General features: G+C 68.5%; 16 protein-coding genes. 9 read left to right on the top strand and 7 right to left on the bottom strand.

Annotated features, from left to right (window positions below; translation table 11 throughout):
- Window positions 1–5: 5 nt before the first annotated feature.
- Together BHQ18_RS00450 and BHQ18_RS00445 are read left to right on the top strand one after the other, a co-directional pair.
- Window positions 6–1,520, top strand: coding sequence for an APC family permease (locus BHQ18_RS00450; protein WP_069411603.1), 1,515 nt, complete (start codon window positions 6–8; stop codon window positions 1,518–1,520).
- The gene (locus BHQ18_RS00445) at window positions 1,517–3,490 is read left to right on the top strand and encodes a primary-amine oxidase (RefSeq protein WP_069411602.1); all 1,974 of its coding nucleotides are present in this window, start codon (window positions 1,517–1,519) and stop codon (window positions 3,488–3,490) included. Before BHQ18_RS00450 ends, BHQ18_RS00445 begins: the two co-directional genes overlap by 4 nt.
- Before the next feature lie 3 nt (window positions 3,491–3,493).
- Here BHQ18_RS00445 and BHQ18_RS00440 read toward each other — a convergent pair whose 3' ends face one another.
- Both BHQ18_RS00440 and BHQ18_RS00435 read right to left on the bottom strand, forming a co-directional pair.
- Window positions 3,494–4,618 (bottom strand): glycerate kinase, encoded by a 1,125-nt coding sequence (locus BHQ18_RS00440; RefSeq protein WP_069411601.1) that lies wholly within the window; start codon window positions 4,616–4,618, stop codon window positions 3,494–3,496.
- 20 nt (window positions 4,619–4,638) lie between these two features.
- Complete coding sequence (locus BHQ18_RS00435) at window positions 4,639–5,073, bottom strand: MarR family winged helix-turn-helix transcriptional regulator (RefSeq protein ID WP_084293804.1); 435 nt, start codon at window positions 5,071–5,073, stop codon at window positions 4,639–4,641.
- A gap of 36 nt (window positions 5,074–5,109) precedes the next feature.
- Here BHQ18_RS00435 and BHQ18_RS00430 point away from each other — a divergent pair, with 36 nt between their 5' ends.
- The 5 genes from BHQ18_RS00430 to rlmN all read left to right on the top strand — a co-directional run bounded on the left by BHQ18_RS00430 (window position 5,110) and on the right by rlmN (window position 9,283).
- Window positions 5,110–5,787 carry a class I SAM-dependent methyltransferase gene (locus BHQ18_RS00430; protein ID WP_069411599.1) on the top strand — a complete coding sequence of 226 codons (678 nt, stop codon included), beginning with the start codon at window positions 5,110–5,112 and terminating at the stop codon, window positions 5,785–5,787.
- A 91-nt stretch (window positions 5,788–5,878) separates the two neighbouring features.
- Entirely contained in the window at window positions 5,879–6,643 is a 765-nt protein-coding gene (gene pyrH / locus BHQ18_RS00425; RefSeq protein WP_069411598.1) for a UMP kinase, read from the top strand.
- Between the two features lie 39 nt (window positions 6,644–6,682).
- Complete coding sequence (gene frr / locus BHQ18_RS00420; protein WP_069411597.1) at window positions 6,683–7,240, top strand: ribosome recycling factor; 558 nt, start codon at window positions 6,683–6,685, stop codon at window positions 7,238–7,240.
- Window positions 7,240–8,118 (top strand): phosphatidate cytidylyltransferase, encoded by an 879-nt coding sequence (locus tag BHQ18_RS00415; RefSeq protein ID WP_069411596.1) that lies wholly within the window; start codon window positions 7,240–7,242, stop codon window positions 8,116–8,118. Before frr ends, BHQ18_RS00415 begins: the two co-directional genes overlap by 1 nt.
- Before the next feature lie 40 nt (window positions 8,119–8,158).
- Window positions 8,159–9,283: a dual-specificity RNA methyltransferase RlmN gene (gene rlmN, locus BHQ18_RS00410; RefSeq protein WP_069411595.1), complete on the top strand. Its 1,125-nt coding sequence runs from the start codon at window positions 8,159–8,161 to the stop codon at window positions 9,281–9,283.
- 74 nt (window positions 9,284–9,357) lie between these two features.
- On the opposite strand, the gene BHQ18_RS00405 is transcribed toward rlmN, so the two are convergent.
- From BHQ18_RS00405 to BHQ18_RS00390, 4 genes are read right to left on the bottom strand one after another with little or no spacing between them, the layout of a single operon-like run.
- Entirely contained in the window at window positions 9,358–9,771 is a 414-nt protein-coding gene (locus tag BHQ18_RS00405) for a nuclear transport factor 2 family protein (protein ID WP_109789146.1), read from the bottom strand.
- Window positions 9,768–11,255 carry an aldehyde dehydrogenase family protein gene (locus tag BHQ18_RS00400; RefSeq protein WP_069411593.1) on the bottom strand — a complete coding sequence of 496 codons (1,488 nt, stop codon included), beginning with the start codon at window positions 11,253–11,255 and terminating at the stop codon, window positions 9,768–9,770. Before BHQ18_RS00400 ends, BHQ18_RS00405 begins: the two co-directional genes overlap by 4 nt.
- Before the next feature lie 31 nt (window positions 11,256–11,286).
- Complete coding sequence (locus tag BHQ18_RS00395; RefSeq protein ID WP_109789162.1) at window positions 11,287–11,811, bottom strand: TetR/AcrR family transcriptional regulator; 525 nt, start codon at window positions 11,809–11,811, stop codon at window positions 11,287–11,289.
- Between the two features lie 54 nt (window positions 11,812–11,865).
- The gene (locus BHQ18_RS00390; RefSeq protein WP_069411591.1) at window positions 11,866–12,969 is read right to left on the bottom strand and encodes a phosphotransferase; all 1,104 of its coding nucleotides are present in this window, start codon (window positions 12,967–12,969) and stop codon (window positions 11,866–11,868) included.
- Window positions 12,970–13,021: 52 nt separating this feature from the next.
- Here BHQ18_RS00390 and BHQ18_RS00385 point away from each other — a divergent pair, with 52 nt between their 5' ends.
- Window positions 13,022–14,200, top strand: a complete 1,179-nt coding sequence (locus tag BHQ18_RS00385; protein ID WP_069411590.1) for a CaiB/BaiF CoA transferase family protein — start codon at window positions 13,022–13,024, stop codon at window positions 14,198–14,200.
- On the opposite strand, the gene BHQ18_RS00380 is transcribed toward BHQ18_RS00385, so the two are convergent.
- Window positions 14,169–14,717 carry a TetR/AcrR family transcriptional regulator gene (locus BHQ18_RS00380; RefSeq protein ID WP_069411589.1) on the bottom strand — a complete coding sequence of 183 codons (549 nt, stop codon included), beginning with the start codon at window positions 14,715–14,717 and terminating at the stop codon, window positions 14,169–14,171. The genes BHQ18_RS00385 and BHQ18_RS00380 overlap by 32 nt on opposite strands.
- 38 nt (window positions 14,718–14,755) lie before the next feature.
- On the opposite strand from BHQ18_RS00380, the gene BHQ18_RS00375 reads away from it, so the two are divergent.
- On the top strand, window positions 14,756–15,997 hold the full coding sequence (locus tag BHQ18_RS00375) for a cytochrome P450 (RefSeq protein ID WP_069411588.1): 1,242 nt from the start codon (window positions 14,756–14,758) through the stop codon (window positions 15,995–15,997).
- Window position 15,998: the final 1 nt, after the last annotated feature.

Genomic DNA, 15,998 nt, shown 5'->3' with positions numbered 1-15,998 from the left:
ACAACATGACACAAGCAGAAGCCGCGCCACCGGCCAGCGCCGGACCCGTGGCCGGGCGCGACAAACTGATGACCACCGAGCTCGTCCCCGAACAGATCCTGCCCAAGGTGATGAGCACCTTCGGGCTGACCGCCGCCTACGTCTTCATCATCTGCTGGGTGACCGGGTCGTCGGTGATGGCCTCCGGCGGCTGGACCGCGATCCCGATGTGGGTGCTGGGCATCCTGACCTTCCTGATCCCGGCCGGGATGGCGGTGGTCGAACTCGGCAACCTGTGGCCCGGCCAAGGCGGCGTCTACATCTGGGCGTACCGGACAATGGGGGAGACGTGGGGCTTCATCGGCGGCTACCTGTCGTGGGTGCCGGTGATCCTCAACGCCGCGTCCTCGCCGGCGGTGGTGCTGCAGTTCCTGCTGCTGGCGTTCCACGCCGAACTCGGCCTGACCACCAGCATCATCCTGCAGCTGGTGATCCTGTGGACGGTGATCGGGCTGGCGCTGGCCAAACTCGCGGCCAACCAACGGATCATGAACATCGTCTTCGTCGTCTACTGCGCGCTGACGCTGACCATCTTCACCTGCGGGCTGCTCTACGCCGGTGAGCACGGTTCGGCGACGCCGTTCAGCTGGCAGGAAGCCACGGTGCCGAACTTCGCGGCCGCCGGTTTCCTCTACGGCACCGTGCTGCTGTACCTGCTCGGGGTGGAGACGCCGTACAACATGGGCGCGGAGTTCCTCTCGGTGCGCAGAAGCGGCCCGCGGATGATCCTGTGGGGTTCGGTGGCGCTGGTCGCCATCTACCTGCTGACCACGCTGGGCACCATGATGGCGCTGCCGGGCGACCAGATCGACCCGGTCACCGGGATCATCGGGATGCTCGACGTCGCAGGCTTTCCCGGGTTGATGGAGATCTGCGCGGTGGTGCTGGCCGGTATCATCATCGTCGCGCTGATGACCTACCAGGTCGCGTATTCGCGGCTGATCTTCGTCTCCGGCCTGGAGCGGCACCTGCCGCGAATCTTCACCCACCTCAACCCGCGCACCCGCAACCCGGTGACCGCCATCCTGATCCAGGGCGTCATCTCGTCGCTGATCCTGGTCGGGCTGTACTCGCAGAGCAGCATGGCCAACGTCACGATCTACCTGCAGGGCGGGCTGTCGACGGTCTGGCTGCTGTCCGGGTTCTTCTTCCTGTTCCCGGTCATCATCGCGCGCAAGAAATACGCCGATCGCTACGCCAACGAACAGTTCTGGCGGATTCCCGGCGGGATGGTCGGGGTGTGGATCGCGGTGATCGTCGGCACGCTGGGCACCATCGGCGGCGTGTACTACTCATTCGCGACGCCGTGGATCGACGTGCCCGCCGCCACCTGGATGACCTGGGTGGGCGGAATCAGCCTCGGAATGTTCGCGCTCGGCCTGATCGTCTACGTCTTCGGACGTCGCTCCGCGCACAAGGTTTCGCAACAGGATGCACTCGCCCATCTGGCGGTGCTCGAATTGAAGGACGACACGAAATGACGATGGAAAGCACCGTGCCCGGCACAGACGCCACGGACGCCACCCGCTACCCGCTGGACCCGCTGTCGGGTGCTGAGATCGTCACCGCCGCCACTGTCATCTCCGACTCCGAATACGCCACCCCCACACTGCGGTTCGTGATGATCCAGCTGGCCGAGCCGGCGAAACCGGCGGCGCTGACCTTCAGCGACACCGACGACGTGCCGCGCGAGGCGTTCGTCACCATGTACGACACCGGCGCCAAGATGATCTACGAGGCCACCGTCGACGTCGACGCGCGGCTGATCACGTCGTGGAACCCGATCCCGGGCCGGTTCCCGTCGTACCTGGTGGAGTGGATGACCGGGGTCGAGGAGAAGGTCCGCCAGGACCCGCGTTGGCAGGAGGCCATGCGCAGACGCGGCGTCACGGACTTCGACCTGGCGATGATCGACCCCTGGCCGGCCGGCTACTACGGCCCGCAGGACCACTACGACAACTCGGCGCTGGTGTGCCGGCCGCTGACGTTCGTGCGCGCCGCCCCGGGCGAGCACGGCTACGCCCGGCCGGTCGAGGGGCTGATCGTGACGCTGGACCTCGACGCCATGGAGGTGATCGATGTCGAGGACCACGGCGTGGTCCCGCTGCCGCCCACCGCGGGCAACTACACCGAGCGGTTCATGTTCGACCCGGACAACCGGCCGGCGTTCACCGAGTTCCGTCCCGACGTCAAACCGATCGAGATCACCCAACCCGAGGGTCCGAGCTTCACCGTCGACGGGTGGAAGGTGCAGTGGCAGAAGTGGTCGATGCGGTTGGGGTTCAACCCCCGCGAGGGCATCACCCTGCACGAGATCGCCTACACCGATCGCGGTGAGACCCGCCCGCTGATCTACCGGGCGTCGCTGTCGGAGATGGTGGTGCCCTACGGCGACTCGTCGCCGACGCACTGGAACAAGAACGTGTTCGACATGGGCGAGGTCGGCATGGGGTTCAGCGCCAACCCGCTGACGCTGGGCTGCGACTGCCTCGGCGAGATCCACTACTTCGACGCGACGCTCAACGACTCGTCCGGCAACCCGGTGACCATCCCGAACGCGATCTGCATGCACGAGGAGGACTACGGGATCTCCTGGAAACACACCGACTTCCGGACCGGCGAGGTCGAGGTCCGGCGGGCGAGGCGGCTGGTGATCTCGATGATCTGCACGGTCGGCAACTACGAGTACGGGTTCTTCTGGTACTTTTACAACGACGCCTCGATGGAGGTCGAGGTCAAACTGTCCGGCGTGCTCACCACCGGCGCGGTGCCCGACGGTGAGGAACCCCGCTGGGGGAAGATGGTGGCGCCCAACATCTACGGGCCCAACCACCAGCACTTCTTCAACTTCCGCCTCGACATGAGCATCGACGGTGCGGGTAACAGCGTCTACGAGGTGGACTCGATCCCCGAACCCGATCCGGAGCTCAACCCGCACCGCAACGCCTGGATCACCCGCGACACGCTGGTGGCCTCCGAGGCGATGGGCGCCAGGGACTGGGACTGGTCGACCGGCCGGTACTGGAAGATCACGAACCCGAACAAGCGCAACGAGGTCGGTAACCCGGTGGGCTACAAGTTGACTCCACGCGATGTCGTGCCGGTCATGGTGCAGGAGGGCTCCTACATCTACGACCGCGCCCGGTTCGTCCAGCACAACCTGTGGGTCACCAAGTACGACCCCGCCGAGAAATACGCCGCGGGCGACTACATGTACCAGGCCGCCGACATACAGGGGTTGCCGGTGTACCTGCAGGACGACGCTCCGTTGGAGAACACCGACGTCGTGCTGTGGTACACCGTCGGCGCCCACCACGTGGTCCGTCCGGAGGACTGGCCGGTGATGCCGTGCGCCTACACGGGCTTTCACCTCAAACCGGTCGGCTTCTTCGACGGCAACCCGGCGCTCGACGTTCCGCCGTCACCGCCGAAGGCGTGCCACCACCACTGACACTCAAGCGATTTCGCGGCACACCTCGACGGTGGCCCGGGTCAGCGACGCGGCGCCTTCGCGCAGCGCCTGCTCGATCGGGGTGCCGTCGGGGGTGATCGCGACCAGTCGGTGCACCCCGTGGTCGAGCAGCACCGACGCGTCCGGGGCCACCCGCCCCGCGAAGATGACCACCCGGGCGCCGGCGCGGTGCGCGGCCTGCGCGACACCGTAGGGCGTCTTACCCATCACGGTCTGGGCGTCGACGCTGCCCTCACCGGTGAACACCCAGTCGGCCCCGTTCAGCGCCCGTTCGAGGTCCACGGTGCGGGCGACCTCGTCGACACCGGGTTCGCTTGTGGCGCCGAGAAACTCGACGAGCGCGAAACCCATGCCGCCGGCCGCCCCGGCGCCGGGGCGCTGCGGCTGTGCCTCACCAAGCGTCGCGGCGGTGACACCGGCGAACCGCGCCAGCGCCGCGTCGAGGCGTTCGACGTCGGCCGGATCCGCACCCTTCTGCGGTCCGAACACCGCGCTGGCGCCGGTCGGGCCCAGCAGCGGCGCGGTGACATCGGAGGCGACGCGGATGCGCACGTCGCGCAGGCGCGGGTCCAGCCCGTCGAGGTCGATCCGGTCGAGGCGCTCCAGTGCGGCGCCACCGGCCGCCAGCGGGCGGCCGTCGGCGTCGAGGAACCTGGCGCCCAAGGCGGTCAGCATGCCGGTGCCGCCGTCGTTGGTGGCGGACCCGCCCAGCCCGATCAAGAAGTCCTCGGCACCGCGGTCGAGCGCCGACAAGATCAGCTGGCCGACACCGAACGTGCTGGTGTGCAACGCATCCCGTTCGGCGGGTGCGATCCGCTCCAACCCCGCGGCGGCGGCCATCTCGATGACGGCCAGGGCCCGCAGCGGCACGTGCCCGTACCGCGCGGTCACGGTGCGGCCGAGCGCGTCGGCGACCTGCGCCTCGACGTACCGACCGTGCAGTGCGTCGACGACGGCCTCGACGGTGCCTTCGCCGCCGTCGGCCATCGGCACACCGACGACCTCCGCGTCCGGTAGCACCTCCTCGACGCCGGCGCGCATCGCGGCCACCGCTTCCGACGCGGTCATCGACTCCTTGAACGAGTCCGGCGCAAGCACGATCTTCACGTTGGCCAGTCTGGCAGACTTCAGTCGGCGCCGAGGGTCGCCAGGATCGCGCGGAACTCCCGCCGCTGCCGCGCGGTGAGGTCGGCCATCAGATTCTGCTCGGCGGCCCGGACCCCGGAATCGGTGCGTCTCAACAGTTCCTGGCCCTCGCGGGTGATGCGCGCGGGCAGCGAACGGCCGGAGGCGACGGTGGCGGGCCGGGTCACGAACCCGCGCTCCTCGAGCCCGCGCAGCACCACGTTCATCGCCTGCGGCGAGACGTTGAAGTCGCGGGCGAGTTCGGCGTTGGACCGCCCCTGGTGTTGCGACAGGATCCGCATGCACAGGTACTGCGGGAATGTCACGCCCAACGGTTCGAGGACCGTCGCCGTCACCTCTGCGCGCAACGCGTTCACGACGCGTGACAGCAGAAAGCCCAACGGCTTGTCCTCGAGCGCCTCATCCATGTCAAACATGTTGACATATATCAATCACATTGATATCAACGTCTGATGACCGATCATGACGAGATGTTCGAAAACGCCTACCGCGGCGAGGTCGAGGACATGGGTCTGGGCAACCGGCCGCCGTGGAGCATCGGCGAACCGCAGCCGGAGATCCGCGCGCTGATCGACGCGGGCAAGTTCCACGGCGATGTGCTCGACGCCGGCTGCGGCGAGGCGGCCACCTCGATGTACCTGGCCGAGCGCGGGTTCACCACCGTCGGCCTGGACATGTCCCCGACCGCGATCGAACTGGCCCGCGCCGAGGCCGGCAAACGCGGCCTGACCACCGCCAGCTTCGAGGTCGCCGACATCAGCGCGTTCACCGGTTACGACGGCCGGTTCGGCACGATCGTCGACAGCACGCTGTTCCACTCGATGCCGGTGGAACTGCGCGACGGCTATCAGCAGTCGATCGTGCGGGCCGCCGCGCCCGGCGCGTCGTACTTCGTGCTCGTCTTCGACCGCAACCACCTGCCCGAGGGGCCCGCCCACCCGGTCACCGAGGAGGAACTGCGCGACGTCGTCGGCAGATACTGGGTGATCGACGAGGTCCGCCCCGCGCGTATCCACGCCAACCTGCCCGCCGACATCGGCGACGGCCCGATGCCGTTCGGGGACCTCCGCGACGAGGGCAATGGCCGCAAATCCGTGCCGGCCTGGTTGCTGACCGCGCACCTGGGATAGCCGACTCGCCGCCCGCCGCACCCCCTTCGCCTCGAACTGCCCCGCCATGAGGCAGGATGAGGAAAATCTCAGCGAGAACCGAAGGAGTCGGATGGCGGATTCCAATGTCACCGGCCAGTCAACTCCCGAACCGAACGGCTCCGGTCCGAACCGCCCCTACCGGCGGGTGCTGCTCAAACTCGGTGGGGAGATGTTCGGCGGCGGGGCGGTAGGCCTCGATCCCGACGTCGTCCACCAGGTGGCACGCCAGATCGCCGAGGTGGTCCGCAGCGGTGTGCAGGTCGCCGTGGTGATCGGCGGCGGCAATTTCTTCCGCGGCGCGCAGCTGCAGCAACGCGGCATGGAACGCACCCGCAGTGACTACATGGGCATGCTCGGCACCGTGATGAACAGCCTCGCGCTGCAGGACTTCCTGGAGAAGGAGGGCATCGCGACGCGCGTGCAGACCGCGATCACGATGGGACAGGTCGCCGAGCCCTACATCCCGCTGCGCGCGGTACGCCACCTGGAGAAGGGCCGCGTGGTCATCTTCGGCGCCGGTATGGGGCTGCCGTACTTCTCCACCGACACCACCGCCGCCCAGCGCGCGCTGGAGATCGGCGCCGAGGTGGTCCTGATGGCCAAGGCGGTCGACGGTGTGTTCACCGCCGACCCGCGTGAGCACCCCGACGCCGAACTGCTGAGCGCGATCAGCCATCGCGAGGTCATCGACCGCGGCCTCAAGGTCGCCGACGCGACCGCGTTCAGCCTGTGCATGGACAACGGCATGCCGATCCTGGTGTTCAACCTGCTCACCGACGGCAATATCGCGCGGGCGGTCGCGGGTGAGAAGATCGGAACACTGGTCACCACCTGACCCGGAAAACAGGCGAACGGAAGCGACGGGAGAACGAGCGTGATCGACGAGACCCTCTTCGACGCCGAGGAGAAGATGGAGAAGGCGGTGTCGGTGGCCCGCGACGACCTGGCCTCGATCCGCACCGGACGGGCGAATCCGGGCATGTTCGCGCGTGTCAACGTCGACTACTACGGCTCGCCCACCCCGATCACCCAGTTGTCCAGCATCAACGTGCCCGAGGCGCGGATGGTGGTGATCAAGCCCTATGAGGCCGGTCAGCTGCGCAACATCGAGGACGCGATCCGCAACTCCGACCTGGGCGTGAACCCCACCAACGACGGCAACATCATCCGTGTGTCGATTCCGCAGCTGACCGAGGAGCGCCGCCGCGACCTGGTCAAGCAGGCCAAGGCCAAGGGCGAGGACGCCAAGGTGTCGATCCGCAACATCCGTCGCAAGGCGATGGAGGAACTGCACCGCATCAAGAAGGACGGCGAAGCCGGTGAGGACGAGGTGAGCCGCGCCGAGAAGGATCTCGACAAGTCCACCGCCACCTACACCAGCCAGATCGACGATCTGGTCAAACACAAAGAAGGCGAGCTGCTGGAGGTCTAGTGACCGAACAGCACTCGAGTCCAGTGGCAGAGACGCCGATCGACGAACCGCCCAAGAAGAAATCGCGGGCGGGACGCGACCTTCCCGCCGCGATCGCCGTCGGTGTGCTGCTCGGCGGCATGGCCATCGCCATCCTGCTGTTCTGGCCGATCGGCTGGCTGCCCGTGCTGGCGGTCTTCATCCCGATCGCCACCCACGAGGTGATCCGCCGGCTGCGTGAGGCCGGCTACGACCTGCCCGCCATCCCGCTGCTGCTCGGCGGTCAGGCGATGATCTGGCTGACCTGGCCGTTCGGCCCGACCGGGCTGCTCGGCGCCTACGGCGGCACGATCGTGGTGTGCATGGTGTGGCGGCTCGTCGGCGGCGGGCTGCGCAGGCAACCGGTGAACTACCTGCGCGACATCTCGGCCGCGGTGCTGCTGGCGACCTGGGTGCCGATGTTCGCCGCCTTCAGCGCGCTGCTGATCTTCCAGGACCACGGCGGCGGCCGCGTGTTCACCGTGATCGCGACCGTCGTCTTCGCCGACATCGGCGGATACGTCGCCGGCGTCCTGTTCGGCAGGCACCTGATGGCCCCGGCGATCAGCCCGAAGAAGTCCTGGGAAGGGCTCGGCGGTTCGCTGGTGTTCGGTATCGCCGCCGCTGTGGTGTCGGTGACGTTCTTCATGGACAAACCCGCCTGGCTGGGTGTGCCGCTGGGGTTGATGCTCGTCATCACCGGGGTGCTGGGTGATCTGGTCGAATCGCAGGTCAAACGCGATCTCGGGATCAAGGACATGGGCACGCTGCTGCCCGGCCACGGCGGGATCATGGACCGCATCGACGCAATGCTGCCGTCGGCGGTGGCCGGCTGGGTGGTGCTGACGCTGCTGGCGTGACCGGCGCTCCGCCGCCGATGGGGGATACTGGACGAAGCTCATGCCGACCTCCCTGCCCCTGGTTTTCGACCCGCCGCGCCGCGCCATGCCGCCGCGGCACCTCGCCGACCTCGACGAGGCCGCCCGCGCGGCGGCCGTCGCCGAGATCGGGCTGCCGAAGTTCCGCGCCAAGCAGCTGGCCAACCAGTACTACGGCAGGCTGATCGCCGATCCGCACCAGATGACCGACCTGCCTGCCGCGGTGCGCGACCAGGTCGCCGAGACGCTGTTCCCGACGCTGCTGCACGCGGTCCGCGAGATCGAGACCGACGCCGGGGAGACCCGCAAGATGCTGTGGCGCGCGATCGACGGCACCACGTTCGAGTCGGTGCTGATGCGCTACCCGCAGCGCAACACCGTGTGCATCTCGTCGCAGGCCGGGTGCGGGATGGCGTGCCCGTTCTGCGCGACGGGCCAGGGCGGGCTCAAGCGCAACCTGTCGACGGCCGAGATCCTCGAACAGGTGCGCGCGGCGGCGGTGGAGCTGCGCGACCGCGACGGCGACGGGATCACTCCTGCGGCGCGCGGCGGGCGGCTGTCGAACATCGTGTTCATGGGCATGGGGGAGCCGCTGGCCAACTACAACCGGGTGCTGGCCGCGGTACGGCGCATCATCGCCCCGGCGCCCAACGGGTTCGGGATCTCGGCGCGGTCGGTGACGGTGTCGACGGTCGGGCTGGCCCCGGCGATCCGCAAACTCGCCGACGAGCGGCTCGGGGTGACGCTGGCGCTGTCGCTGCACGCCCCCGACGACGAACTGCGCGACACCCTGGTTCCGGTGAACAACCGCTGGAAGGTGTCCGAGGCGCTCGACGCGGCGCGCTACTACGCCGACGTGACCGGCCGCCGGGTGTCGATCGAGTACGCGCTGATCCGTGATGTCAACGACCAGCCTTGGCGCGCAGACCTTCTCGGTAAGCGACTACACGGCGCACTGGGCCCGCTGGCCCACGTCAACGTGATCCCGCTGAACCCGACGCCGGGCAGCGAATGGGACGCCAGCCCCAAACCGGCCGAACGCGAGTTCGTGCGCCGTGTCCGCGAACGCGGGGTGTCGTGCACGGTGCGCGACACCCGGGGCCGCGAGATCGCCGCTGCCTGCGGTCAATTGGCCGCGCAGGGCTGAACCTTTTCCGGCGAGCAGACGCAAATTGCCCGGATGTCGCGCGAAAATGGGTCACTTTGCGTCTGCTCGGCGACTCAGGTGCCGCCGCCGGGCCGGTTGACGAACCACACGTTGTCCTCGCGCAGATGGCGGCTGCGCCACCCGTCGGCGGTGCGCACCAACCGGTGGAAGTAGTAACCGCCGCAGGCGCTCTGCTCGGCCATGCCGGGTAGCTGCATCGGGTTGTAGAACATCGCCCGCACGTCGGCCGTGTCACCGTCGATGTCGGCCTCGATGTTGGTGATGTAGTGCATGCTCCACGGGATCGCGGTGAACGCCTGGGTGAAAAACTCGACGATCTCCTCGCGCGAGCGGACCGGGATGCCGGCCGACGAGTAGTCGATCACCGCGTCGTCGGTGAACACCGAGCGGTACAGGTCCCAGTCCTTGGTGTCGACGGCGCGCGCGTACCGGTACAGCAGGGCGGCGATCTGTTCGGAGTCCGTCACTGGTCCGGCATGCCGATGGTCTTGGCCTCCAGGTATTCCTTGTAACCCTCTTCGCCGTTGCGGTAGCCCAGCCCCGACTGCTTGGTGCCGCCGAACGGGCTGTTGATCCCGAAGTGGCTCTTGCCGTTGATCGTGACGTTGCCGGTGCGCATCCGGCAGGCCACCGCGAACGCGCGGTCGACGTCGGCGCTGGACACCTCACCGGACAGCCCGTAGATCGTGTTGTTGGCGATCGCGACCGCCTCGTCGTCGGTGTCGTACGGCGTGGCCGTGAGCACGGGGCCGAAGATCTCCTCCTGCGCCACTTGCGAATTCGGGTCGACATCGGCAAGCAGGGTGGGCTGGGTGTAGTAGCCGACCGGCAGATTCTCCGGGATACCGCCGCCGGTGACCAGCCGCGCACCGGAGTCGACACCGCTCTTGATCAGGCCGAGCACCTTCTGGCGCTGGGTCTCGCTGATCTGCGGGCCCTGCATGTTGCCCGGCGTCCACGGGTCGCCGACCGGGAAGTTCTCCATCATGTTCTTGAGGACCTCGATGCCCTCGTCGTAACGGCTGCGCGGCAACAGGATCCGGCTGGGCAGAATGCAGGACTGGCCGCTCATCACGCACGCCATCATCGCGGCCATCGGCAGCGCGGCGTTGAAGTCGGCGTCGTCGAGCACGATGTGGGCCGACTTGCCGCCCAACTCCAGCAGCGTCTTCTTCACCGTCGGCGCGCCGGCGGCCAGGATCGCCCGCCCGGTCGCCGTCGACCCGGTGAACGTGATCATGTCCACGCGGGGATCGGCCGACAGCGCCGCGCCGACTTCGTTGGCGTTTGACACCACGACGTTGAACACGCCGGCCGGGATGTCGGTCTCCTCGGCCACGATGCGGCCGTACTCGCTGCCCGACCACGGGGTCAGCTGGGCGGGCTTGAGCACCACGGTGTTACCGGCCATCAGCGCGGGCACGGTCTCGGCGATGTTGAGGTAGAACGGCACGTTCCACGGCGTGATGGCGCCGACCACGCCGACGGGTTCGTAGTGGATCTTGCGGCGCGCCGGGCCCAGCGGGGTGTCGTGCACCCCGTTGTCGACGAGGTAGTCGAAGTTGCGGCCGTGCTCGGCCCAGTGCCGAACCTCCTCGATCGGGCTTTCGATCTGGCTGCCGGTCACGGTGACCGGGCAGCCGACCTCGGTGATCAGGATGCGCCGCAGCCGTTCCTTGTTGCGTTCCAGCGCTTCGTGCAACTGGGTCAGGCAGTGGTAGCGGAACTCCAGGTCGCGCGACCAGTCGGTTTCGTCGAACGCGCGCCGCGCCGCGCCGACCGCGCGCGCCATGTCCTCGACGGTGCCGTCGGTGGCCCGGCCGGCGACTTCCTCGCTGGCCGGGTGGATGACGTCGAACGTCGCCCCGCTGGAAGTCGTCTGCAATTCGCCGTCGATCAGCATCCGCTCGTCGCCGGCCAGCACGCCGGTCTCACTCTGCACCTGGGTCATGTGCACAGCTTTACAAATTTTCGCCCAAGTGTCAGGCGTTCTGCTTGATCCCGGCGGCGTGGCGCAGCTGGGCGAGGAACTGGTCGTCGTCGTCGCTGCGGACGATGTAGTGCGAGATGGCCACCCGAATTGCGGTGGCCGCCTTGACCGCTCCGTTCGACCCGGTCAGCAGCTTCTGCAGCCGGGCGCGCATCACCGGGATGATGCGGGTGAGCTGGGCGATGACCACCTCGGGTTCGATGTCGACCAGTCGCACGCCCGAGTACGAGTGCTGGTACTCGACGATGAAGCGCAGCGCGGCATCGAGTTTCTCGGTGCCGCGCAATCCCGCGGTCGCCTTGCTGATGCCGTTGTCGAACAGGTCGCGCTCGTAGGCGCCGAACGCGTCGAGCAGTTCGGCCTTGGAGGCGAACCAGCGGTAGAGCGTCGGCCGGGACACCCCGGCCTGCAACGCCACCTCGGACAGGCTGAGCTTGGTCTGTCCGCTGCGCGCGAGCACTTCGGCGGTGGCGGCCAGGATGCGGTTCCGCGTCGAGCTGTCCTCGACGTCGTGCATCGGTTCGTTCACGCAACCTCAATCGTCAGCGGTCGAGACGATGGTAGATGCTTCTCACAGCGACTTCCGGAGTAATTCGACAGTGTCGAGGTCGGTCAGCGCGGTGACCGCCCGCCGCAGCCCCTCCAGCGCGATGCCCTCGGCCTGCATGCCGCCCATCCCGGCGGTGATCAGCGCCGCGACGTAGGCGTACAGCGCGCCCTGCCGGTAGCGGTGCCACAGCTCGTCGTGCCCCAGCCGCGGACCGCCCGAGGCGGCGAGCGCGTCGCGGTACCGGTCGAGCAGCTCGCGCTCGTGGGTGCGGCGGTCCTCGGATGTCATGCCGGTGACCAGCGTGTACGCCAACTCGCGACCGGGGTGGCCGCGGCGCACCGCTTGCCAGTCGAGCAGCCCGGCCGCACCGCCGCGGAAGTACACGTTTCCCGGGTGCGCGTCACCGTGCATGACGGTGTGCGGCGGCGCGTCGATGATCCGCGCGACGGCGCGGTAGTGGTCGTCGATGAACCGGCCCGCCCCGACCGCGATGTCGGTGCGCTCGGCGATCCGTCGCGCCGAGGCCTTCAGCAGCGGCCCGGTCAGCAGGGCGGCCGTGTCGCCGGATGCGGTGTACAGCCAGTCGGGCACCCGCTCCCAGAACGTCGCGTGCAGCCGGGCCAGCAGTTCGACGATCAGGCCGGCGCGCCCGGCGTCGATCGGGTGCAGGGTGTCGGGGAATTCGCAGCCGTGTGCGGCGAGGTCCTCGAGCACCAGCACGAACCGGCCCGTCGCCGCGTCGAACGCCGAACCGTACGCGCCGGGCACGCCGCTCAGCTGCGGGGCGAGTTCGCGGTAGAAGCGGGTCTCGGTCGCCGCCAGCCGGCCCAGTTCGCCCATCAGGCGGGTGGCGACGGTTTCGGCGGGCATCTTGACGAACACCGAATCCGGGACGCCGTCGCCGCTCAGCGCCAGCCGCGCCCGCGCCGAGGTGCCGGCGTCGCCGTCGAGCACCGACACCGACGCGACCTGGCGGCCCATCAGCGCGGACAGGTACGCCGCGTCGAGGTCGCCGACCGACCGGGGCAGCGCCCGGAACCGGCCGAGCACCCCGTCGGTGGCGATACGTTGAACACCGCGCCCCAGGTGCGCCACGAGGCCGACGACCGGCGGAACTCGACTCACCGGGACAGTTTACGAAGTTGCGCTAATTTGTAAAGTTCGTGGGAAGGACGCCATGGCCGGGCCGTTACAGGGCATAAGCGTCGTCGAACTCGGCGTGTGGGTGGCCGGCCCGGCGGCGGGCGGAATTCTCGCCGACTGGGGCGCCGACGTCGTGAAAATCGAACCGCCCGGCGGAGATCCCGGGCGGATGTTCGGCCGGATGCTGGGCGTCGACGGCGACCTGAGCCCGCCGTTCGAAATGGACAACCGCGGTAAGCGCAGCGTCGTGCTCGACCTCACCGCCGACGGCGGCCGGGCCGCCGCGCTCGACTTGATCGGCGGTGCAGACGTTTTCCTGACCAACGTGCGCCCGGCCGCGTTGGCGCGCCTCGGCCTGGACTTCGAAACGGTGGCGGCGGACAACCCGCGCCTGGTCTACGCGCTGATCACCGGTTACGGCGAGTCGGGGCCCGACGCCGACCGCGCCGCCTACGACGTCGCCGCGTTCTGGGCCCGCTCCGGGCTGGCGCATCTGCTCACCAGACCCGGGCAGACGCCGCCGTTTCAGCGCGGCGGAATGGGCGACCACTCGGCGGGGATGACGCTGGCCGCCGCCGTCTGCGCGGCCCTGGTGTCGCGGGCGCGCACCGGCGCCGGCCAGCTGGTCAGCACGTCGCTGTACCGGCAGGGCGCCTACACCGTCAGCTTCGACCTGAACACGTTCCTGCTCACCGGGCATCAGATCGCGATCGGCCAGCGCGAGACGATGGGCAACCCGTGCATGAACAACTACACCGCCGGCGACGGGCGCCGCTTCTGGATCGTCGGGCTCGAGGCCCACAGGCACTGGCCGCCGCTGTGCCGCTCGGTCGGGCGCCCGGACTGGTTGACCGATCCCCGCTTCGACACCCCGCAGGCGCGCGCGGCCAACGCGACGACGCTGATCACCGAACTCGACGAGATCTTCGCCACCCGGACACTGGCGCAGTGGACGGAATCCTTTGCCGCCGAACCGGATCTGTTCTGGTCACCGATCAACACGCTCGAAGACGTGGTGGGCGACGAGCAGTTCCACGCCGCGGGCGGGATCGTCTACGTGCCCGACGGCGACGCGACGGTGCCGATGGCGGCGTCGCCCGCCGACTTCCACGGCACGCCGTGGGCGCCGCGGTCGGTGGCCCCGAAGCTCGGTGAGCACACCGAGGAGGTGCTCGCCGAGCTCAGGGCCCGACCCGAGGCGCCGGGTGCCTGACCCGCGCGGCGTAGCGCAACTGGGCCAGGAAGTCCGCGTCGTCGTCGCTGCGGACCAGGTAATGCGACACCGCCACCCGCACCGCCGTCGCGACCGCGAGACCGGGATCGGGTCCGGTGGCCAGGCGCTCGAGGCGCTGGCGCATCAGCGGGATCACCCGCGAGAGCCGGCGGATCACCAGTTCGGGTTCGATGTCGATCATCCGCAGCCCCGGATAGGACTGCTGATACTCGACGATCACCTGCAGCGCGGCGTCGAGGCGTTCGGCGGGCGGCAGCCCCGCGGTGGCCTCGGCGACCGCGCGCTCGTAGTACTGGCGCTCCCACACCACGAACGCGTCCAGCAGTTCGCGTTTGGAGGCGAACCAGCGGTACAGCGTCGGCCGGGACACCTGCGCCTGGGCGGCGACCTCCGAGATGCTCAGCTTGGTCATGCCGTGGCGGCCGAGCACGGTCGCGGTCGCGGCCAGGATGCGCTCGCGGGTCGACGGGTCCGCGTCGGTTGCCTGCACCGTCATAGCTTTACAAACATTTGAGCAAGTGTCACGCTGAATCGGTGACATCAGCCCATGGGTACAGCGCTGTCGACATCACCTCGGAGAACTTCTGGAGCCAGCCGTTCGCCGTGCGCGACGAGTCGTTCGCACAGTTGCGCGCCGGCGACGGGCTGAGCTGGCATCCGCCGATGCCGTCGATGTTCGACATGGACGAACCGGGCTTCTGGGCGGTGACGCGCCGCGCCGACATCGTCTATGTCAGCCAGCATCCCGAACTGTTCACCTCCGCTCAGGGGGTGGCACTGAACCCGATGCCCGCCGAGATCCAGCGGTTCGCCTCGTTCTTCCTGGCCATGGACCCGCCGCAGCACACCGTGTACCGCAGGCTGATCAGCTCGGCGTTCACCCCGCGCAACGTCCGGCTGATCGAGGAGCAGATCCACAAGAACGCCGTCACCATCGTCGAGAACCTGGTCGGCGCAGGCGAGATCGACTTCGTCTCGGCGTGTTCGGCGAAGCTGCCGATGTTGACGATCATGGACATGCTCGGCGTGCCGAGCGCCGACCAACCCGCGGTGGCCTACGCGGCCGAGAAGCTGTTCGGGATGAGCGACGACGAGTACGCCACCGAGGACGAACGGGTCGGCGACCCCGTCGCGCAGATCACGCTGCTGTCGAACACCGGCGTGGAACTGGCCAAGTTCCGGCGCACCCACCCCGGTGACGACCTGATGACCAGCATCGTCAACGCCGAGGTCGACGGGCACCGGCTGACCGACGAGGAGATCGGCGCGTTCCTGATCCTGCTCGCCTCGGCGGGCAACGACACCACCAAACAGGCGACCACGCACGCGATGATGGCGCTCGCCGCGCACCCCGAACAGCGGGACTGGCTGATGGCCGACTTCGACGGCCGGATCGGTTCGGCCATCGAGGAATTCGTCCGGTGGTCCTCGCCGGTGCTGCAGTTCGCCCGGTTCGCCACCGAGGACACCGACATCAACGGCCATCCGGTCAGAGCGGGCGACAAGGTCGGTCTGTTCTACTGTTCGGCCAACCGCGATGAGGCCGCGTTCGACAGGCCCGGCGCCTTCGACCTGTCCCGCTCGCCGAACCCGCATCTCGGCTTCGGCGGCGGCGGCCCGCACTTCTGCCTGGGCAGCCAGCTGGCCAAGGCGGAGCTGCGAAACCTGTTCGCGGAGTTGCTGACCCGTTTGACCACGATCGAGGTCGGCGAACCCGACCTGCTGTACAGCAGCTTCGTGCACGGCGTCAAACGCCTGCCCGCCGTCGTCCGCTAGG

Origin of the sequence: Mycolicibacterium flavescens (assembly GCF_001722335.1) — a bacterium.
Taxonomy (GTDB): domain Bacteria; phylum Actinomycetota; class Actinomycetes; order Mycobacteriales; family Mycobacteriaceae; genus Mycobacterium; species Mycobacterium flavescens.
This window is presented reverse-complemented; position numbering and strand designations above follow the sequence as displayed.